Raw genomic sequence first — 20,711 nt, 5'->3', positions numbered from 1 at the left:
TATATAGAAAATGGACGCGGAGGGGAATACCTTGGAAAAAATCATCGTCCGCGGTGGAAATAGATTAAACGGTACAGTAAAAGTAGAAGGTGCAAAGAATGCCGTTTTACCTATTATCACTGCAACATTATTAGCTAGTGATGGAAAAAGCATTTTAAATGATGTACCAGCTCTCTCCGATGTATTTACGATTGGCGAAGTTTTAAGACATCTGAATGCAGAAGTGGATTTTGAAACAAATCGTGTAGTTGTAGATGCATCAAGAGAATTAGAAACAGATGCACCTTTTGAGTATGTAAGAAAAATGCGAGCATCTGTATTAGTAATGGGTTCTTTATTAGCCCGTACTGGTAAAGCGCGTGTTGCATTACCAGGTGGATGTGCAATTGGTTCTCGTCCAATTGATCAGCACCTTAAAGGCTTTGAAGCAATGGGCGCAAAAGTTACGGTTGGAAACGGCTTTATCTATGCTGAAGTTGAAGGAAGATTACAAGGTGCAAAGATTTATTTAGATTTCCCAAGTGTAGGTGCTACTGAAAATATCATGATGGCAGCAACGCTTGCTGAAGGTACAACAATTATTGAAAACGTAGCAAAAGAGCCTGAAATTGTGGATTTAGCAAACTTCTTAAATGCGATGGGCGCGAAAGTACGTGGGGCTGGAACTGGTACAATCCGAATTGAAGGTGTTAACAAATTATATGGTGCCGAACATTCAATTATTCCGGATCGCGTTGAAGCGGGTACGTTTATGGTAGCAGCGGCAATTACAGGTGGAGATGTGCTTGTACGCGGTGCTGTATCTGAACATTTGAGCTCGTTGATAGCGAAGATGGAAGAAATGGGTGTCAAGATTATTGAAGAAGGCGATGGACTGCGTGTTATTGGGCCAGAGAAATTAAAGCCTGTTGATATTAAAACGATGCCACATCCTGGCTTCCCAACAGATATGCAATCTCAAATGATGGCATTATTATTAGCAGCTGAAGGCACAAGTATGATTACAGAAACAGTTTTCGAAAATCGCTTTATGCATGTCGAAGAGTTTCGTCGTATGAATGCAGATATTAAAATTGAAGGTCGTTCTGTTATTATTAATGGTCCTTCAAAATTACAAGGCGCAGAAGTGGCAGCAACGGATTTACGTGCAGCAGCAGCATTAACGCTTGCTGGCTTAGTAGCTGATGGCTATACGCGCGTTACTGAATTAAAGCATCTAGATCGTGGCTATGTGAACTTCCACCAAAAGCTAGCAGGATTAGGTGCTGATATTGAACGTGTAAATGATAAAACGCATCAAGTTGAAATATCGCAACAAGTGTCTGATGTAAATATGTAAAAAAAAGTATCTCGCTTTGTCGAGATACTTTTTTTTATGGACAAATTTAGAAAAGGTTTTGGAGTGTCATAAAAGCTTGTCCCTATCCATAAATATGAACTATAAGGATTGTTGAGTTCCTTGATAAATTCATAGATATGGAGGCTCTGTATACATGAAGCAAATAAAGCCAATGATTATTCTCGCAGCGATCTTCTTTCTCGTCATTCTTTTAATTCCAACTTTATTGGTGATACCTTTTATTGAAAAGGAAAGCGAGCCATTAACGAATGAAGAGAATAAAAAAGCGGAGCAGTCTGAGGTACAGAAATCACCTGGCTCACAGTTAGATGTTGATGTGGGCGTATACCGCTCTCAGTCAGAGCAGGTAGAGACACTACCTCTAGAAGAGTACCTAGTGGGCGTGGTAGCGGCTGAAATGCCTGCAGAATTTGAATTGGAAGCATTAAAAGCGCAAAGTCTAGCAGCACGCACTTACACTGTTCAAAAGCTTATGAATAGAGCAAATGCGGGCTTACCAGAAGGTGCAGACATTACAGATACTGTTAACGATCAAGTATATTTAAGTGAAAAAGAATTAAAGAAGCATTGGGGAAAAGAATATGAGTGGAAAATCAAAAAAGTGAAAGAAGCGGTTAAAAAAACGCAAGGACAAATCTTGACGTATAACAATAAGCCCATTGATGCCACGTTCTTTTCAACTAGCAATGGCTATACAGAAAACTCAGAGTCGGTGTGGTCAAATTCTATTCCTTATTTAAAGAGCGTAGAGAGTCATTGGGATACGAAATCACCTAAGTTTAAAAATGAAAAGATGATGTCTATTTCAGAGTTTGAACAGAAACTAGGCGTCAATATTTCACAGTCTACTGATATAGGTGATATTATTTCAAAAACGCCTGGAAAAAGAGTAGACTATGTGAAGGTTGGCGATAAAAAGATAGCTGGGACTGTGGTGCGTAATAAACTAAACCTGTCTTCAGCTGATTTTACATGGAAACGTGAAAATGATCATATTGTCATTGAAACCAAGGGGTATGGACATGGGATTGGTATGAGTCAATACGGTGCTAACGGTATGGCTATGGAGGGTAAATCTTATAAAGATATTGTGACACATTATTATACAGGAGTAGCAATTGCAGGTTCAGACCAGTATGTTGCACAGTTAACAGCTAAAAAATAAACAGTAAAGTTTACTTTAGGCAAAAATCTAGAGTAAGCTTTTTTTTAGGGAAAATAAATCACTGTGTGTATATTTTTAAAACCTTTGTCGAAAAATAATCGAAAAAAACTTTTAGGTTGTGTATATATTCTTAAAATTGTGTTCAGACTGATTGCTGAGGTGATGATACATGAGAGAGGAAGAAAAGAAACGTACTTCTCAACAATCAAAGGTTCACAAACTTTTTAGAAAGCGTTGGATTTTTCCAGCAATCTATCTGGCAAGCGCAGCAATTATTCTTACAGCCGTTCTTTGGTTTCAAGCGAATGGAAATAATAACCTAAGCGAAGATGCTAAAGATCGTTATGGACAAGATGGAACTGCATATACAGAAGATGCCATGGAAGTAAACGCATCGCTTGAGAATTTAAAAATGCCACTTGTAAATGATAAGGATGCTGTTGTAAAGAAACCATTTTACGATGATCAAGCATCAAAGAAACAACAAGAAGCAGCACTCGTATTTTATAATAATACGTATCACCCAAACACAGGCGTTGATTTAGCTATAGAAGGTGATAAATCATTTGATGTAACAGCAGCAGCAAGTGGAACTGTTATAAAAGCAGAAAAAGACCCGTTACTTGGATTTGTAATTGAAGTGGATCACAAAGATGGACTTGTTACCCAATATCAATCTTTAGATGAAGCAACTGTTGAAGTAGGAGATGTTGTGAAACAAGGTCAAGTACTTGCCAAAGCTGGAAAGAACTTATACAACCAGGAAGCGAATAACCATGTTCACTTTGAAATTCGCAAAGATGGTGTTGCTATAAACCCTAGCGATTACTTTGGTAAATCAGTCGCTTCTATTAAAGAAGTGAAAGCTGCTGAGGTTACAGAACAACAACCTACTACAGCTGAAGAGCCATTAAAAGATGAAGAAACATCAAAGGATAAAGAAGAGTCAAAGCAGGAAGATAAAACTGGTGACGAAGCACCTAAAGCTCCTGAAAATAAAGAGCAATCAGCAGATGAATCAAAATCAAATGCATAATATAAACCACTAGAAGCCTTCCTTCTCTTAAGTTCAATTCTGGATTAAGAGAAGGAGGTTTTTTCTCTATTTTTTAATAAAATAGATGAAATTTTTAAAAAAATAAAATAAATCACTTGTCCCTCTTGACTTTTATAGCATATATCTTCATATAAGCTAATACACTGTTACAAACCTACAAAGAGAATGGTGGAAAAATATAGAATTTTTTCATCATCTCACATCCAATTTAGGGAGGGCGAGTAGAGTGCACGATTACATCAAAGAGAGAACTATCAAGATTGGGAAGTATATCGTGGAAACTAAAAAGACCGTTCGTGTAATTGCGAAAGAGTTTGGAGTTTCTAAAAGTACTGTCCATAAAGATTTAACAGAAAGATTACCTGAAATAAACCCTGAACTAGCAAATGAAGTAAAAGAAATACTTGATTATCATAAATCAATTCGACATCTGCGTGGAGGGGAAGCAACAAAATTAAAATACAAAAAAGAAGAAGAAATTGTAAAGTAGCACGATTCCCCTTTACTATCAAAGAAACAGGGTAGGAAAGGGGAATTTATATTGGTTAAAAAAGTAAAAAAAAGAAAATTTTTTATTAATAAATACATACATATACAATTTGTGATAAAATAGTAAATTAGGAAAAAAGAATGGTATGCATGCAATTATATGTAAACTGAAGGAGGATTTAAGGTATGTTAGCAAAAGACATCGGTATCGACCTTGGTACGGCTAACGTCTTAATTCATGTAAAAGGCAAAGGAATCGTATTGAATGAACCGTCGGTTGTAGCAATCGATAAAAATACAAATAAAGTGTTAGCAGTTGGAGAAGAAGCACGTCAAATGGTTGGGCGTACACCTAGTAATATTGTAGCAATTCGTCCGCTTAAAGATGGTGTAATCGCAGATTTTGATATTACAGAATCTATGTTGAAATACTTCATTAATAAACTAAATGTGAAAGGTTTTTTATCAAAACCTCGTATTTTAATTTGCTGTCCTACGAACATTACATCTGTAGAACAAAAGGCAATACGTGAAGCAGCAGAGAAAAGTGGCGGCAAAACAATCTATTTAGAAGAAGAGCCAAAAGTAGCAGCCATTGGTGCGGGAATGGATATCTTTCAACCAAGCGGTAATATGGTAGTAGATATCGGTGGTGGAACAACTGATGTGGCTGTTTTATCAATGGGTGATATTGTAACGGCTTCGTCTATTAAAATGGCTGGAGATCGTTTTGATGCTGAAATTTTACAATATATAAAAAACAAATATAAGCTGTTAATTGGTGAGAGAACAGCTGAAGAAATTAAGGTGAAAATTGGAACGGTTTTCCCTGACTCAAGAGAAGAAGAACTTGATATTAGAGGTCGAGATATGGTGTCAGGCCTTCCTCGCACGGTTACAGTAAAATCTCATGAAGTAGAGGAAGCGCTAAGAGAATCTGTTAGCGTCATTGTACAAGCATCAAAAAGTGTTTTAGAACGTACACCTCCAGAGCTTTCTGCCGATATTATAGATAGAGGTGTTATCTTAACAGGCGGAGGAGCTTTACTACACGGTATAGATCAGCTGCTAGCAGAAGAACTAAAAGTTCCCGTACTGATTGCTGAGAATCCAATGGGTTGTGTTGCAGTTGGTACAGGTATCATGCTAGACAATATCGATCGACTTTCTCGCCGAAGTATTATTTAATAATGAAACTCTTATCATACGCTTTTTCTGAAAAGCATAAATAAGATGATAACTCCTCTTTGTAAAGTATTACAAGGGGAGTTTTATTATTTCGAAAAGTGTGAGGTGGACAAGTTGTTTAAAGGCTTTTATACAGCGACAGCAGGGATGCTATCCCAGCAGCGAAGAACGGATATGCTTACAAATAATATTGCGAATGCAAATACTCCCGGCTTTAAGGAAGATCAAGGAGTCATTCGAGCGTTTCCAGAGATGTTACTGCAGCGTATCGAAGAGCAGCAAAACGGAAAAAGCGTAACTCGCTCTCAAGAGAATATTGGGAGCTTAAATACAGGAGTATACTTACAAGAAACGGTTCCTAATTTTGTGCAAGGAGATGTCCAGCAAACTGATTACCAAACAGATCTAGCTCTGTTACAAACGAGCGTGCCAGACAAGGAAGGTGGCTTATTTTTTGCAGTACAAAGCTCTGAAGGTAACCTTTCTTATACCCGAAATGGTAACTTTACAGTAGACCTGGCAGGATTCTTAACCACTAATAATGGTGAATATGTGCTCAATACAAATAATGAACCAATTAACGTCCAAAATGAGGAATTCAAAGTAGATAATCAAGGCAACGTAACGGTTAACGGTGAAGTAGCGGGGCAATTAAATATTGTTTATGCTAACTCAATGGAAACAGTAATTAAAACAGGAAACGGACTATATCAAACTGAAAACGGTCAGCCGTTGCCTTCAGCTGTTGGAAACGGTGAAGCTTCTTATGACATTAAACAAGGCTTTGTGGAGCGCTCTAATGTAAATATGTCACAAGCTATGACGGAACTAATTACTGCTTATCGTACATTCGAAGCAAATCAAAAAGTGATGCAAGCTTACGACCGTAGTATGGAAAAAGCAGCCAACGAAATTGGTAAAGTAAGATAAGCAATGTACTAAACAATTGGAGGAATAATATGTGAATCGCTCGATGATTAATGCTACAAACACAATGACTCAATTACAACAGCGTTTAGATTTAGTTGGAAGCAACTTAGCAAACATAAATACAGTTGGTTACAAAAAGCGTGATGCATCATTTAGTGATATGTTGTATCAACAAATTAATAATCAATCGGATGAAGCAAGCGAACCAGGAAGAAAGACACCGCTTGGCATTCGTCAAGGGGCAGGAGCGCTTCTTAGTCAAACGAAACTTGTTACCACACAGGGCTCGCTTCAAGAAACAGGGCGACAATTAGATGTTGCATTAACCAACCCAAATACTTTCTTTCAAGTGCAGAAGGATAATGATGGTACAGTAGAAACGTACTATACAAAGAACGGTTCCTTTCACCTTACACCACTTGGAAACGGAGAAGTACAGTTAGTGAACACAGATGGGAATCCAGTCTTAGATAGTGAAGGTAATACCATTTCCTTTAGTACGGATTTTCGTGAGCTTCAAATCAATAAAGCTGGAGAATTAACCGTTGTTAGTAATGAAGGGAATGAGATCTTTGCTCTTGGCTTAACTCGAGTAAATCGTCCCCAGTCACTAGAGGCAGTGGGCTCATCTTTATTTAGGGTTCCAAATGCCCTAAATCAAGAAAATGGCGTACAAAATTTACAGGGTGATGAACGTGCCGGAGCCGGTATTCAACAAGGGTTTTTGGAACAATCGAATGTTGATATGAGCAAAGAAATAACGGATATGACATTGACCCAAAGAGCTTATCAGTTTAATTCCCAATCCATTTCAATTGCTGACCAAATGATGGGACTTGTAAACAGTATACGTTGATTATTCGTATTATTTTTGAATAAATTAGTAAATTTTATCTTATCTTTAAATTTGGTCATAGACTATACCTTCACGTGGCATTCTAAGTACGTAAACTTAATTTATGTAAAAGGAGAGTTGCTACGATGAAGAAAAAAATACTTATGGGCCTGGGCTCAGCTGTGTTTGCACTTACAACATTAGGAGCTTGTAATACACAAGACCCGCCACCAGAAGAAGAACAAATGGAAGAGCAAGAGCAAGAGATGCAAGACGAAAATGATATGAACAACATGGATGATAACCAAAATCCAAACGATGATGAAAACAACGAGAATGACCAAGAAGACCCAGTAGAAGATATGGAGGATATGGAAGATAAAGATCGTAAAGATGAATAGAATGAGTGTAAACAAACATGTCAGCGCACGTTGTCATGTTTGTTTTTTGTTTGAAAGCGTATATAGGTACCGAAATAAAGGGGTGATGGTATTTAATAGCTCTTTTTGAGGTCCTTCTGGCAAAGCGTGCAGCTTTTGTAAAGCCTTTTTTAAATCAGGGTATTTTTGAAAGAGTATAAGTAGAGTGTGAACATCGCTGTCGTACACATGATAAGTAGCAGGTGAAGAGTTGAGTTTATGAGGTTGTTTAAGGTGAGGTGTAGATTCCAAAAACTCATCGAGATTGATTTTGAAATGACTTTTAAGCAAAAGGCAGTCTGCTATATCGGGGTATTGAATGGAAGTTTCCCATTTTGAAACTTTGGAGCGAGAAATATTCAGTAATTTTGCAAACTGGTCTTGAGTCAAACCTGCATTAGCACGAAGCATCTTAATCTTAACAGCAATTTCTAACATAAGTACCACTTCTTTCTTCATATAGATTATGTTCGGAATTAGGTCTAAAGGCATGAAAAACGGGTAATATTCGAACTTAATTAAAAAAATACAATAAAATTACAGAAAATTCAAGATAATATTCGTGTATTTTTAAATTAAATGAAATAAGATAGAAATTTATGAAGGAAAAAGCGGTGAAAAAAAATAAAGAAAAACTGATAAGAAAAAAAGTGAAGAAAAAGTTGTTGAATCATGGTAAAAAATGTATTAGTATACATAATACAAACGAGAAAGGAGTAGAGAAATGACGAAATATTACTTGAAACGTAATCAAATTAATCATCGCAAAAGAAAGAGCGGCCGGACAAATGATTTACCTTTATTTCTGGGCAAGCGAGAGTTTAAGCCTATTAACCCTTTACCCTCCAACCATAACCTTCACCGTATGACTCAACACCCTTTTAAATAATACAAACTTTTTATTCTTCACGTATTTTTTATATTTTCTTTTTCATCAGCAGGAAGAGGTTTTGTACTTCGGTTTTTATTATGAAGCTGATATTTAAATTGTGTTAATAAATCAGAGCCTGTTAAACCTTGTTCGATAAGGTTAGCCAGAATCATTTCAGCAAAGTGTAGTTTTCTTTCAACTAATGTACCTTTCATTAATACGCTTATTTGCTTATCGTTAATTGCTTTTACTGAAACCACTTGAACAGAAAACAAAGCGGGGTCATTGGTTGGTTTTGAGATAAGCGCTTCAATTTGTACAGGTTGGTGATCTTTTAGTGGAAGCTCAAATAAATTTGTAAATTGCTGGTCAATGACAGCTTCGAGAATCCAATGGTTGTCTGTGTCTTCTTTATTAATAATTAACCCTTTGTTTAATTCTAAGTTATGTTTTTCTCCTTCATGATCAATTAGTTGTAGGCCGACTAATCGAAATGTTTTCATGCGAAAGTTTCCTCCTTTAACAAATATGTTATTCGTATATCACTATTATAACATGAGATATAAGAATATTCTTATTATTCAACCTTTTGGTTGTGTAGAAATCGAAGAAAGAGGTGGTCAATTGATTAATGAAGTAGTGCTAGTAGGGCGTTTGACACGAGTTCCTGAACTGAAATATACATCCGAAGGAATTCCTTTTTCCCATATTACAGTAGCTGTGAACAGAAACTTTCGTAACCAGGAAGGAGAAGTGGAAGCTGATTTTGTATCAATTACGTTATGGAGAAAAAATGCTGAAAACATGACGAAATACTGCGATAAGGGATCGATTATAGGAGTCGTAGGACGTGTGCAAACGCGTACGTTTGAAAACAATTTGCAGCAGCGTGTTTATGTGACAGATATTATCGCAGAATACGTTCGGTTTTTAAGCGGTAAGCCTTCCTCACCTGAAAATCAGCCATGATGCTTTTCGGTAATATACGCTAAGAGTAATTGTTTCATCATCTCTTTTACCTTAGATCAGAAAAATTTACTTTCCTCTCTTTATTATAATCCCCACTTTACCATTGAATTCCCATCAATGGTTCTTTTTTGTGAAAAACCCCCTCTAGCTGCATATAACAGATAGAGGGGGTTTGACTTTTATTTTGAGAAACGCTTCGCTCCTAGATAACGCTTGCTCCAATAGCTATTATCTAAGCTCGAAATAGTTACTCCTGTTGAAGAACCAGCATGAATGAACTGGCGATTTCCTAAGTAAATTCCTAAATGTGAAGGTCCCGGCGCATATGTAGTAAAGAACACCAAATCTCCAGGCTGTGGCTGACTCACAGACTTTGAAGCATTCCAAAAGCCCATTGTTGTATAGCGAGGCATTGACACTTGTTGTTTCATTACATAGTAAATAAATCCACTGCAGTCAAAGCCAGATGGTGTTGTACCACCCCATTTATAAGGAACACCCATATATTTTTTCGCATCAGTAATCATTTTAGAAATGTTTAGCTGTCCATTAGTTGGCGTTGTAGTTGGAGGAGTTCCAGCATTTGGTGTAGATGGTGCTGCCCCAGATGTAGTTACTTTTAAGACCTGATTTACATAAATAATATCAGATTTTAAGTTATTTGCTGTTTTAAGAGCAGAGACGCTCATCTTAAACTGAGCTGCAATCTTAGAAAGCGTGTCACCTTGCTGAACTTTGTATGTACCATTTGTTGAAACCGTAGGTGTTTGTGGCTTCGTCACTTCCGGTTTAGGGTTGGAAGGTGTAGCTTGTCCACTCACCTTTAATTTTTGGTTGACATAAATAATGTTTGATGAAAGTGAGTTCAAACGTTTTAAATCTGAAACACTCATTTTAAATTTAGCTGCAATTTTATAAAGCGTATCCCCACTTTGTACTGTGTAAGTAGAAGCAGTGTTTGGCGTAGCAGGTGTTGGCTTTGCTGTGTCAACAGGCTTCGCAGGCGATGCACTAGACGAAATCACGAGTGTTTGTCCTACATGAATAACATCTGATTTTAGGTTGTTTTGAGTCTTTAAGTTTTGTACACTTGTTTGATATTTAGTAGCTATCGACCACAAAGTATCCCCTGTCTTTACCTGAACAGAAGTAGAAGCAGCGTCAGCAGATGTGTGGAAGAGTGCAATTCCTCCTAATATTGTTCCTAGAGACAGGACGATTTGCTTTTTTTTCACCAATAGGTCCCCCTTAATATATGAATCTTTTAGACTATTTTCGACTTGCTTTTATCATAATCTAAAAAAAAAGAAGAAGTAAAGGGTATTTTGTCACGCAAAACACCTTTTTTTCTTCTTCAAGCCTTGAATTTAATACGGAGATAGCTTTTTCTTTATTTATTATTAATTGTATTGAAGCAATTCTTGGAGTTCTTGCTGTGACAATTCTGTGATCCACTTGTCGTTTTGAACCAACTGTTCACTTAGCGCGTATTTTTTCGTCATCATATCATCAATTTTTTCTTCAATTGTCCCTAAGGAAAGGAGCTTATGGATATGGACAAATTTTTGTTGGCCAATTCGATATACGCGATCCGTCGCTTGATTTTCGACTGCTGGGTTCCACCAACGGTCAAAGTGAATAACATGATTTGCAGCCGTTAGGTTCAAACCAACTCCACCTGACCGCAATGATAGGATGAAAATGGAATGTTGCCCAGATTGAAAGGATGCTACCATGTCGTCACGCTCTGCTTTTGATAAGCCACCGTGTAAAAATAATACGTCTTCTTTTAAAGCTCTTTTCAAGATGCGTTTTAGCATGTTACCTGTTTCAAGGTATTGAGTAAATATTAAGCAGCTTTCGTTTTGTAGTTTAATTTGCTTCAGTAGCTCAACTGTCTTTTCAAGCTTAGGTGATCGAGTAATCGTTTGTTTATTAATGGGCTCTTTTAGCAACAAAGCAGGGTGGTTACAAAGTAGTTTGAGCTTTGTTAGAAGTTGAAGCACTTGACCGCTTCGCTCAATCCCTTTTTGTTCTTTAAGGCTGTTAAGAGTCGAATGAACAAGCTCTTCGTACAGCACTTTTTGTTCAGCTGTCAACTCAATATGCACTTTCTCTTCTTGTTTATCAGGTAGGTCTAAAGCAATTTTTTTATCTAATTTAGTACGCCTTAATAAAATGGGAGAAAGCAGTGCTTTTAGCTGCTCTGCTTTTTTTAGATTTTGTTCTTTTTCAATTGGAATAACAAATTCTTTCTTGAACCTGTCTAAGCTATCTAAATAACCAGGGTTCAGGAAGTCAACAATAGACCACAGCTCTGTTAATCGATTTTCAATTGGTGTACCTGTCAGAGCGAATCGATGAGTTGTATTCAGTTTCTTAACTGCTTTTGCCTGTTTGGTATGAGGGTTTTTAATATGTTGAGCTTCGTCTAAACATATCGTATCCCACGCTCTCGTTTGAAAAAGCTCAGGTTCTTGAGCAACCAGTTGATAAGTTGTAATGATTAGATCATAAGCACTTGCTTCATCTAGGCTTGTTGTATTTTCTGCCGATAGTCGATTTCTACCATAGTGAGTATACACTTTTAGATAAGGTGCAAATTTATCGAGTTCTTTCTCCCAATTCCCAATCAGTGAGGTTGGACAAATAAGTAAAAATGGTTTTTGTGCAGAGCTTAGTTCATTTGCCTTTGTAAAATAACTAATTAATTGAATCGTCTTACCAAGCCCCATGTCGTCTGCTAGTAAGCCGCCTAGTCCTATTTTACGCAGGTGTAATAGCCAGTTTAATCCTACCTGCTGATACTGGCGCAGTCTTCCGTTAAATGCAGAAGAAAGCCTTATAGATGGAAGCGTGTGAGCTTGTTTTAATTGACTTACAATTGATTGAGAGTATGAATTTAAATGATATTCAATAGAAACGTTATTGCAATCACTATCAAATGAAAATGGCTGGTTTAGGTGAGCGCGTAATACTTGATATATACTAACGCCTCGCTGCTGCGCTTCTTTTAACAGTTTTTTCGCTTTCTTGATGAGCATACTGTCTACATGTATCCATTGCCCATCTAATTTTAGCAGCTGTTTTTTCTTTTTAATTAGCTCGTTTAGTTCTTTTTCCGTTAACGTATGTGAATCGATGGAAACAGACCATTTAAAGTTTGTTAGAGCTTCAATGCCAAATGCGGAAGTTTGATTATCTTCATGGACAGCTTGCACTTGAATTTGGCCTTTTTTAATTTCTTTCCACCAGCTAGGTAGCTGCATATGTACACCTTTTTGAAGTAATTCATTGCTTTCCTTGGTTAAAAAGCTCCATAGCTCTTCATCAGATAACGTAGGTAACTTTCTTGATAAAGCATTTCGTAAAGTAGGTGATAAGTGTTTAATTCGTTGAACCTCATATAAAATTGTTTTTCCATTTTTATATTCATGGATCATTTCATCTCGAATAAGAAAAGGGTCTTGATCGCTATCTGTCGGAATTGCTACTAGCTGAATTTCCCAAACAGAACCTTCAGATAATGGCTCTTCAAATCGTACGGATACGGTATAGTCACTTTGAGGATAAGGGATATTAGCTTCCTCGAGCAGCTGGTAAGTATGATTGAGAAAGAGAAATTCAAGCACGTTTTTTTCCCAAGTTGAATCGTTATTTTCTAATAAAGATTGTTTTAATGTATCGACTGTTAGTAGATTCTCTTTTAGCTTTAAAGCTTTATCAAGGTATTCCCGCGCTTCTTTTGAAAACGTTGGCTTTAATAAGTGTCCTTTTTCAATGGACAAAAAGAATGTGAAACCATCCCATGCTGACAATAAAATACCACTCTTGCTGTCCAACTCAAAAGGAGATAGAGTTGTACCGTAATAAGAAGAAGAATGCCATAAAAACAATGAATTTTTCCATTTAGTTGGCTGTAGGAGCTTTTGGTTTCTGTCGGTGCAGTATACAAACAGCTTATCTTCGTATTCGTCAATATGGAGCGTTAGTTCAAATAAATCAAACATCAGCATGAAGCCCTCTTTCTTTTAGTAGCTTTTGAAATAAGGATAGTGATTTTGTTTCACCATGTAAATAGTGCATATAACGATGAAACAGCTCTTCTTTACTTATTTTTATGTAAATTTCTTTTAGCTTTAGTAAATAATCGCATGCAAGTGCGTAGCTCGTTTTTTTACGTTCTAAAATAAAGTGACGAATAATTTGATGTAGGATTGGAATCGCATAATCTGCACGCTGTTGAATAACATATTCAGCTATTTCGCTTGCTTGTTCGGCGTCATCAAAGTCTAACAGTACTTGAAGCTCCATCCATTCTTTTAAATGCCCCTTGTTATGTAGGTACTGGCTATATTCAATAAAGCTATACGGTAGTAACAGCTGAAGGCACTTGATATAAGGGCCCTCCTCTTTAATGAGCAGTGCATATTGTTTAAACAGGTTAACTAAGATTGAAACCATGTTTCGACTTCCTTGATAAGTAGACGGAACGGTTCGTACGTATTCACCCATCATAGCTGAAAGGTAGTTTATCCATATTGATAAGCGCTTTGTATCTTTTTGAGAAAGAAGCTCCTTTATCCACGATATAAAGTAAGGAAGCTTTGCTAAATCATCTGGCTTTAGAGCAGAAATCGCTTCTTCATCTTTCTTTTTTAAAAATAATAAATAGCTGCGAGCGATTGCTGTATGAACAGAGGTAACAGATTCAAGAGCCCTTAATTCTTTTCCAATCCATTCTTCATCATTTAATACATTTGCCCATACCACTTCATATAACTTCATCAGTTCATATTGTAATGAGTCACTTTCATCTAATAATAAGCGAATAAACGGTAAGCTACTTTCAATAAGGGTCTTCGTAGTAGGAGGAATGGAACTTAGCACCTTGATTTTAGCTAATTCACTTACTTTATTGGTTAGCTTATAAAGGTGGACATATAAAAAGGATTCTTTCGTATTAGCTGAGAGCTGAATGTGCTTTAGCTCATTATTAAATTGTAAGATAGCATATAGACCGCCATATAAAAGAAAAAGGTTTCGTAAGGTCGGTTCAGCTGGAGCTATTTTTGGTAATGATATAAAAAATTCATCGTATAGATTTTGAAAAATAGACAGGTTCTTGGTGGATTGTGCTTGCGAAAATTGCTCGTATGCTGTATCAAGTTGATCGATCCACGCTTTAAAAGAATAGTGGTTAGAAAGAGAAGACCGCTTTTTTTGCTGGATAAATAAGTTTTTTGCCTCTGCGCTCCTCCATTCTTCAAATAGCGTTGTTAGCGGCTCATATTGGGCATAGAGAAAGAAAACCAAAGCAAATTGATGTTGGCAAAAATCAGCGTCATTGCATGTACACGAGCTGTTGAGTAAGTTATTTTTATCAATTGTTGTGGTAAATCCATCTACGCGGTTAGAGATGGTCTCTGCGTCTTGCTTTAGGTCATCGATTGAAATCTGTCTATATAATTGGAGCCCATCAGCAGCTTTTGCTTTATAAATTGAATTGTTGTAGGGAAGAGTAGAAATAAAATTTGATTTTAATTTATAAATAAATTCGGTCATTTGACTCATCCTTTCAAAATGGAAGCGATGTAGAATTTCGTGACAGTTATAATAAGGTTATTATAAAATACATTTATATGAATTGTAACAACCATGGATTTAATGGGAGGTAAATGAAATGACAGTACGTAAAGCAATCATACCAGCTGCGGGATTAGGAACACGATTTTTACCTGCAACGAAAGCGCAACCAAAAGAAATGTTACCGATTGTTGATAAGCCAACGATTCAATATATCATTGAAGAAGCAGTAGCTTCTGGTATTGAAGATATTTTAATTATTAGCGGTCGCGGCAAACGTGCAATTGAAGATCACTTTGATAAATCATATGAGCTAGAAGAAACGTTAGCGGCTAAAGAAAAATGGGATATGCTTAAAGAAATCCAAGAGATTTCAAGCCTAGCCAATATTCATTACATTCGCCAAAAGGAACCAAAGGGGTTAGGGCACGCGATTAACTGTGCAAGAAGCTTTATAGGTAATGAACCTTTTGCTGTTTTACTGGGTGATGATATTGTACAATCAGACAAGCCTTGCTTAAAGCAGCTTATGGATGTTTATGAAGAGCACCAGTGTACGGTAGTAGGTGTGCAGGAAGTGCCTCGTCAAGAAACGAATAAATATGGAATTATTGGGATTGAAGAGTCAATACAGGACGATGTATTTGAAGTGAATACGTTAGTAGAAAAGCCAAATCCGGCTGATGCACCTTCTACGTACGCAATTATGGGAAGATACATTTTAACACCTGAAATCTTTGATATTTTAAGTCAAGAAAAAATTGGTGCTGGCGGAGAAGTACAGTTGACAGATGCGATTTTACAACTAAACGAATCTCAACGTGTACTAGCTCACTATTTCCAAGGTAACCGCTATGATGTAGGAGATAAGTTTGGCTTTATTAAGGCTACAGTGGACTTTGGTTTACAAAGAGATGAGCTGAAAGAAAAACTAATGGACTACTTTCAAACAATTGTAAAAGATAAATAATTATAGTAGAAGAACTAGCGCACTGCAACTAGTGCGTTAGTTCTTTTGGTTTAGAAAAAAACTGAAAAAGATAAATCGTTTTTTCGGTGATGAACAAAACAAAACTGATGCATAATATAAATAAGAAGACAATTTGAATGGTGTTTTTATATAAAAGCTATCATGATGCAACAATTTTCGATATAATATCATGTAGGTTTCATTTATAAAGTATGTCATATAAAGGAGATTTTCTGTAATGGCAAAAAAATTATGTGTAGTTGGCTTAGGGTATATTGGTTTACCGACAGCCGTTATGTTTGCAAATCATGGTTTACAAGTTCACGGCGTTGACGTAAACGAGCATGCAGTCAACTTAATTAAAAATAAACAGCTTCATATAGAAGAGAATGGACTACAAGAGCGCTTAGAAGAAGCAGTCGATAAAGGTTTATTCACAGTTAGTACAACACCTGAAGAAGCGGATGTATTCATTATTGCAGTGCCTTCGCCAATTAATAATGATAAAACAGCTAATTTAAACTATGTAAGAGAAGCAACAAAGTCAATCGTTCCTTATGTTCGTAAAGGGAATCTTGTTATTTTAGAATCAACGGTTCCTCCTCGTACAGTGGAGGACGTGATGCTACCCGTTTTAAAAGAAACAGGACTAGCGTTTGGAACAGAATTATTCGTGTCTCATTCACCTGAGCGCGTTATTCCAGGTAAAGTATTTGAAGAACTGGTAAATAACGATCGTATTGTGGGTGGAATTAACGAAGAATCAAGTCGTTTAACAGTAGAATTATATAAAGTATTCGTAAAAGGAAATATTCACGTAACGGATGCTACAACGGCTGAAATGGTCAAGGTTATCGAAAACACGTACCGTGATGTGAACATTGCTTTCGCAAATGAGTTAGCTAAAATTAGTGAAAAGCTCGGTGTCAATGCTTGGGAAGCGATTAAGTTAGCGAACTATCATCCACGTGTAAATATTCATTTACCAGGGCCAGGTGTAGGAGGACACTGTATCGCAGTTGATCCATGGTTCTTAACAGAGCTACAGCCTGAGCTGGCGAAAATTATCTCTCTTTCTCGTCAAACAAATGATTCAATGCCAGAATACACGGCGCTAAAAGCAAAAAGTATTCTTGATGCAAAAGGCATTCAGCACGGTCGCGTTGCGGTATTAGGTCTAGCGTTTAAAGGAAACATTGATGATATGCGTGAAAGTCCATCAACGGATGTATTAGCACATTTAGATAAGCTAAATGTTGATTACACAGCGTTCGATCCACATATTAAAGAAAATAAAATTGAAAAGCAAACACAGGACTTAGAAGAAGCTGTAACTCATGCAGACTTAATCTTAATCCTAACAGACCACAACGAATTTAAAGAAATGCTTCCATCTGCAGTTGAAGACAAAATGCGTACCAAAGCTATCTTTGATACAAAAAATTGTATTCAACGTGATGCATGGAAAAAAGCAGGATTTGACGTTGTGTTATTAGGTGATTCTAAAGTTTCTACGATATAAGTATAATAAGGGTAATGATAATGAAAGACGGGCTGTAGCCTGTCTTTCATTACGAACGAACACAAAATTTTAGTATCTTTAAATAGGTGATTTGATGAAAGAAAATATCTTAGGTGTAGATGTGTGTCACGACACGTATGATGAATTAGCAGCAAAGCTAATGGAAGATATTAATCAACGGAACACTTCGTTTATTGTAGCCATTAATCCAGAAAAAATTATGAAAGCTCAAGAAGACGAGGAGCTACGTACGTTGTTAAATAAAGCAACATACCAAATTCCAGACGGTATCGGTGTTATTTTGGCTTCTAAGCTTCGTAAAGGCAAAATACGCGAGCGTGTAACGGGAATTGATATGATGATGAAGCTTTGTGAAACAGCTACTGTAGAAGGGAAGCGAATCTTCTTGTATGGTGCCAAGCCAGGCATAGCCAGAGAGGCGAAAGTCAAGTTAGAAGAGAAGTTTCCTGGTATTCAAATTGTTGGCGTGCTTGATGGATATGAAAAAGACAAGCAGGTAATTGAAACAACTATTAATGAATCAAAAGCAGATATCGTTTTTGTTGCATTAGGAAGTCCAGCTCAAGAAAACTGGATTCTAGCGAACAAAGATCATCTATACCCTTCAGTGTACCAAGGAGTAGGAGGATCGTTTGATGTGATTTCTGGTCGTTTAAACCGTGCTCCAGAAGTTTTTCAACGATTTGGGTTAGAATGGTTGTATCGTTTAATAAAAGAGCCATGGCGTTTGAAAAGACAACTAGCACTACCAAAGTTCTTACTTAAAGCGCTAAAAGGATAACAAAAAGGAGAGCCCCCTGCAACGGGAGGCTCTCCTTTTTGTTACGCTTCTTTTTTATCTTTGATTTCTTCTGTTAACTGATCTAAGCTGTGACGAACGTTTCCTTTACCAGAAAAGTTTTCAATCAGTTCTTTAACATCTAAACCGGATGAAGCTTTTAACGATTCCTGTAAAGTAGACATTAGGTTGGTAGCATAGCCAGTTACTTTATTGGCGCCTCCACTTTCACCCGAGCTACCTGTATCGACAACTGTAATCTTATCAATATTAGATAAAGGTGCAGCAACTTGCTTCGCATATTCTGGAAGCATTTTGATAATCATATCCAAGATAGCTGCTTGACCGAACTGTTCAAATGCTTCTGCTACTTTTTGTTTTGCTTCCGCTTCTGCAAGACCTTTTAAGCGAATGATTTCAGCTTCTGATTCACCCTGAGCACGCTCAGCATCGGCTTTTGCAAGACCATCAACACGAACGCGTTCTGCTTCTGCTTTAGCCATTGTTTCAACACGATACTTATTTGCATCCGCTTCTGCAAGCTGTTTGGCTTTTTCAGCAGCAGCAGCCTGCTCAACTGCGTAGCGGTCCGCGTCGGCTTTCTTTTTAACTTCAGAATCGTATTGGCGTTCACGACGAAGAATTTCTTTTTCTTCTAATTCAATTTGTTTTTGACGCTCAATAATACGAATTTGCATTTCATGTTCTGTTACTTCTTGTTTTGCACGAGCTGTTTCTAAGTCGTATGCTTGGTCAGCACGAGCTTTTGCAATATCTTGTTCACGGCGGTATTCAGCCGTTTTTAATTGGTTCGCTTTTTCCGCTTCCGCAATTTCGGTATTTCTCTCTAGCTCAGCTTTTTGAGCATCCTTATGTGCTTCTGCGCGCTTGATTCTCGTTTCTTTTTCAGCCTCGGCAGTAGCGATGTCAGCATCACGTTTTACCTGAGCAATACGAGGCTTACCAAGCGACTCTAAGTATCCGTTTTTATCACGTACATCTTTGATTGTAAACGAGACGATAATAAGCCCCATTTTCGCTAAGTCTTGAGACGCAACGCGCTGTACTTCTTGTGAAAATTTCTCGCGGTTTTTATAAATTTCTTCTACAGTCATTGATCCCAAAATCGAGCGTAAATGTCCTTCAAGAACTTCACGCGCTTCCGTTTCACGATCTTCTTTGGCTTTACCTAAGAACTGTTCAGCTGCTGTAGCAATTTCTGATATAGAACCGCCTATTTTAATAATAGATACACCATCGGCCATCACGGGTACACCTTGTTCTGTATATACTTCAGGTGTTGATACTTCTAATTTACTTGATAATAAGCTTAATGGTTCAGCTTGTTGAAATACGGGTAATACAAATGTACCTCCGCCTCGCACAATTTTAATTTTGTTTCCAGATTCGTCAACGTGAACATTCTTTGATCCTAAATAGCTACCTGTGACAATCAGTGCTTCATCAGGACCTGCAGTACGATATTTGGTAATAAATACTCCAATCAATACAATTAATAAAAAGACAACGATTCCAGCAATAATAAAAATGGACATAAATATCCTCCTCTTGATTATGAATTTGGTAGTGTGTAGTTGGTCGGTTCGTAAGTAACAACAACCGCATTTCCGTTTTTGATTTCAACAATCAATACTTTGGTACCTGACAAAATTTCTTGATTTTTTAAGCTAATGGCTGGCTTTGAAATAGTGCCACTTACGTCTTTAACAACAACTTCACCGTATCCATCAATGGGAATAGGAATGATGAGTTCGCCAATTCGACCTTGAAGAGATGACTCTGTAAAAGCAATTGATTCTTCAGCAGATGATAAAGGAATAAGAACAAAGATATTGAGTAGTGTTACAAGTAATAGGGCAATAATTGCAGAGACAATCAGATTTAAAATACTGGAAAATAGCTGTAGTTGTTCCAAGATATAGCCGCTTGCACTGAAGATTGTAAAAAAGGAAAAAATGAGCGTAGGATTTAATCCAGGGATACCTTCAAATAATGCATCCAGTACGTCACCGAATAGAATGTATAAAAAGGTAAGGGTACCAAAACCAATTAGTGTGTAAAGATAAATTGTCTGAATAGGCACCGAGAGCAGTTCCAATTTGAAAACCTCCCTTCATTTGATTCTTATAAAAGGTAATACGCTCAGAAAATAGAAAAGTTTCATTTTTTATAAAAATAACCTGAATTATTCATACCCAAATACAAAATCCCACAGGAAAGGCGATTTATCGGCTTTCCTGTGGGATTCTCTTTTTCACTAAAAAAATGAAAAAAGAATCCATTTCTGTTAAGGTTAAATCGACTAAGAACTAACCAAAAGAAAGGATTCTTCTCATGATTAGATTACCGCAAACAACACTTCATTTCAATCACCAACTCAAATTAACTCACGATGGAGGCGAACTTTCTTCCGATACTGGCCAATTCATCTTCCGTGAGTTTGACGAAAAAATCGGCTTTTCTAAAACCATTGCCAAACACCTTCACTTAAAAGATGAGCGTTCTTATTGTATCCATGACAATATGGAAC

At 37.0% G+C, this 20,711-nt stretch carries 21 protein-coding genes and 1 pseudogene; 14 read left to right on the top strand and 8 right to left on the bottom strand.

The annotated features are described in order from the left end of the window. Positions 1 to 31 precede the first annotated feature (31 nt). From murA to AS180_RS05605, 8 genes are all read left to right on the top strand, one after another. Entirely contained in the window at positions 32 to 1,339 is a 1,308-nt protein-coding gene (gene murA, locus AS180_RS05640; RefSeq protein ID WP_025908766.1) for a UDP-N-acetylglucosamine 1-carboxyvinyltransferase, read from the top strand. 154 nt (positions 1,340 to 1,493) lie between these two features. After that, complete coding sequence (spoIID, locus tag AS180_RS05635; RefSeq protein WP_025908767.1) at positions 1,494 to 2,525, top strand: stage II sporulation protein D; 1,032 nt, start codon at positions 1,494 to 1,496, stop codon at positions 2,523 to 2,525. Between the two features lie 169 nt (positions 2,526 to 2,694). Beyond that, positions 2,695 to 3,561 carry a M23 family metallopeptidase gene (locus AS180_RS05630; RefSeq protein ID WP_025908768.1) on the top strand — a complete coding sequence of 289 codons (867 nt, stop codon included), beginning with the start codon at positions 2,695 to 2,697 and terminating at the stop codon, positions 3,559 to 3,561. 247 nt (positions 3,562 to 3,808) lie between these two features. After that, positions 3,809 to 4,072: a sporulation transcriptional regulator SpoIIID gene (gene spoIIID / locus AS180_RS05625; RefSeq protein WP_025908769.1), complete on the top strand. Its 264-nt coding sequence runs from the start codon at positions 3,809 to 3,811 to the stop codon at positions 4,070 to 4,072. Positions 4,073 to 4,257: 185 nt separating this feature from the next. Then, positions 4,258 to 5,259 (top strand): rod shape-determining protein, encoded by a 1,002-nt coding sequence (gene mreB / locus AS180_RS05620; RefSeq protein ID WP_025908770.1) that lies wholly within the window; start codon positions 4,258 to 4,260, stop codon positions 5,257 to 5,259. Positions 5,260 to 5,373: 114 nt separating this feature from the next. Then, positions 5,374 to 6,189 (top strand): flagellar hook-basal body protein, encoded by an 816-nt coding sequence (locus AS180_RS05615; protein ID WP_025908771.1) that lies wholly within the window; start codon positions 5,374 to 5,376, stop codon positions 6,187 to 6,189. Positions 6,190 to 6,220: 31 nt separating this feature from the next. Next, entirely contained in the window at positions 6,221 to 7,045 is an 825-nt protein-coding gene (locus AS180_RS05610) for a flagellar hook-basal body protein (protein ID WP_025908772.1), read from the top strand. Positions 7,046 to 7,170: 125 nt separating this feature from the next. Next, complete coding sequence (locus AS180_RS05605) at positions 7,171 to 7,425, top strand: hypothetical protein (RefSeq protein ID WP_025908773.1); 255 nt, start codon at positions 7,171 to 7,173, stop codon at positions 7,423 to 7,425. A 33-nt stretch (positions 7,426 to 7,458) separates the two neighbouring features. Here the strand turns inward: AS180_RS05605 and AS180_RS05600 are convergent, their stop codons facing one another. Beyond that, positions 7,459 to 7,902: a helix-turn-helix transcriptional regulator gene (locus tag AS180_RS05600; RefSeq protein ID WP_169799849.1), complete on the bottom strand. Its 444-nt coding sequence runs from the start codon at positions 7,900 to 7,902 to the stop codon at positions 7,459 to 7,461. A gap of 265 nt (positions 7,903 to 8,167) precedes the next feature. Here AS180_RS05600 and AS180_RS22320 point away from each other — a divergent pair, with 265 nt between their 5' ends. After that, positions 8,168 to 8,332 carry a hypothetical protein gene (locus tag AS180_RS22320; protein WP_156413452.1) on the top strand — a complete coding sequence of 55 codons (165 nt, stop codon included), beginning with the start codon at positions 8,168 to 8,170 and terminating at the stop codon, positions 8,330 to 8,332. 17 nt (positions 8,333 to 8,349) lie between these two features. Here AS180_RS22320 and AS180_RS05595 read toward each other — a convergent pair whose 3' ends face one another. Then, positions 8,350 to 8,817 carry a YwpF family protein gene (locus AS180_RS05595; protein ID WP_025908775.1) on the bottom strand — a complete coding sequence of 156 codons (468 nt, stop codon included), beginning with the start codon at positions 8,815 to 8,817 and terminating at the stop codon, positions 8,350 to 8,352. A gap of 121 nt (positions 8,818 to 8,938) precedes the next feature. Here AS180_RS05595 and ssb point away from each other — a divergent pair, with 121 nt between their 5' ends. Next, a complete protein-coding gene (ssb, locus tag AS180_RS05590; RefSeq protein WP_025908776.1) occupies positions 8,939 to 9,283 on the top strand; it encodes a single-stranded DNA-binding protein in 345 nt (114 codons plus the stop codon). Positions 9,284 to 9,462: 179 nt separating this feature from the next. Here the strand turns inward: ssb and AS180_RS05585 are convergent, their stop codons facing one another. The 4 genes and pseudogenes from AS180_RS05585 to AS180_RS05575 all read right to left on the bottom strand — a co-directional run bounded on the left by AS180_RS05585 (position 9,463) and on the right by AS180_RS05575 (position 14,848). Continuing rightward, entirely contained in the window at positions 9,463 to 10,518 is a 1,056-nt protein-coding gene (locus AS180_RS05585; RefSeq protein ID WP_025908777.1) for a C40 family peptidase, read from the bottom strand. Between the two features lie 165 nt (positions 10,519 to 10,683). Continuing rightward, positions 10,684 to 12,099 carry a DEAD/DEAH box helicase gene (locus tag AS180_RS24150; RefSeq protein ID WP_450089523.1) on the bottom strand — a complete coding sequence of 472 codons (1,416 nt, stop codon included), beginning with the start codon at positions 12,097 to 12,099 and terminating at the stop codon, positions 10,684 to 10,686. Positions 12,100 to 12,255: 156 nt separating this feature from the next. Further along, positions 12,256 to 12,726: pseudogene (locus AS180_RS24145) on the bottom strand (SNF2 helicase-associated domain-containing protein); the annotation flags it as partial. A gap of 559 nt (positions 12,727 to 13,285) precedes the next feature. Continuing rightward, on the bottom strand, positions 13,286 to 14,848 hold the full coding sequence (locus AS180_RS05575) for a hypothetical protein (protein ID WP_062686532.1): 1,563 nt from the start codon (positions 14,846 to 14,848) through the stop codon (positions 13,286 to 13,288). 118 nt (positions 14,849 to 14,966) lie between these two features. On the opposite strand from AS180_RS05575, the gene galU reads away from it, so the two are divergent. From galU to AS180_RS05560, 3 genes are all read left to right on the top strand, one after another. Beyond that, complete coding sequence (galU, locus tag AS180_RS05570; RefSeq protein WP_025908780.1) at positions 14,967 to 15,839, top strand: UTP--glucose-1-phosphate uridylyltransferase GalU; 873 nt, start codon at positions 14,967 to 14,969, stop codon at positions 15,837 to 15,839. A 238-nt stretch (positions 15,840 to 16,077) separates the two neighbouring features. Next, entirely contained in the window at positions 16,078 to 17,361 is a 1,284-nt protein-coding gene (locus tag AS180_RS05565; RefSeq protein WP_025908781.1) for a nucleotide sugar dehydrogenase, read from the top strand. Positions 17,362 to 17,455: 94 nt separating this feature from the next. Continuing rightward, positions 17,456 to 18,163, top strand: a complete 708-nt coding sequence (locus AS180_RS05560) for a WecB/TagA/CpsF family glycosyltransferase (protein ID WP_025908782.1) — start codon at positions 17,456 to 17,458, stop codon at positions 18,161 to 18,163. A 41-nt stretch (positions 18,164 to 18,204) separates the two neighbouring features. Here AS180_RS05560 and AS180_RS05555 read toward each other — a convergent pair whose 3' ends face one another. Then, positions 18,205 to 19,716, bottom strand: coding sequence for a flotillin family protein (locus tag AS180_RS05555; protein ID WP_261392440.1), 1,512 nt, complete (start codon positions 19,714 to 19,716; stop codon positions 18,205 to 18,207). 17 nt (positions 19,717 to 19,733) lie between these two features. Further along, complete coding sequence (locus AS180_RS05550) at positions 19,734 to 20,279, bottom strand: hypothetical protein (protein WP_025908784.1); 546 nt, start codon at positions 20,277 to 20,279, stop codon at positions 19,734 to 19,736. Positions 20,280 to 20,515: 236 nt separating this feature from the next. On the opposite strand from AS180_RS05550, the gene AS180_RS05545 reads away from it, so the two are divergent. Beyond that, positions 20,516 to 20,711 (top strand): transposase (locus tag AS180_RS05545; protein WP_175384189.1); only part of this gene is annotated, 196 nt, incomplete at its 3' end.

The sequence above is a fragment of the Priestia veravalensis genome (genome assembly GCF_001457055.1).
GTDB classification, from domain to species: domain Bacteria; phylum Bacillota; class Bacilli; order Bacillales; family Bacillaceae_H; genus Priestia; species Priestia flexa.
The sequence above is the reverse complement of the archived record's forward strand: the minus strand, read 5'-3'. Positions and strand labels throughout refer to the sequence as shown.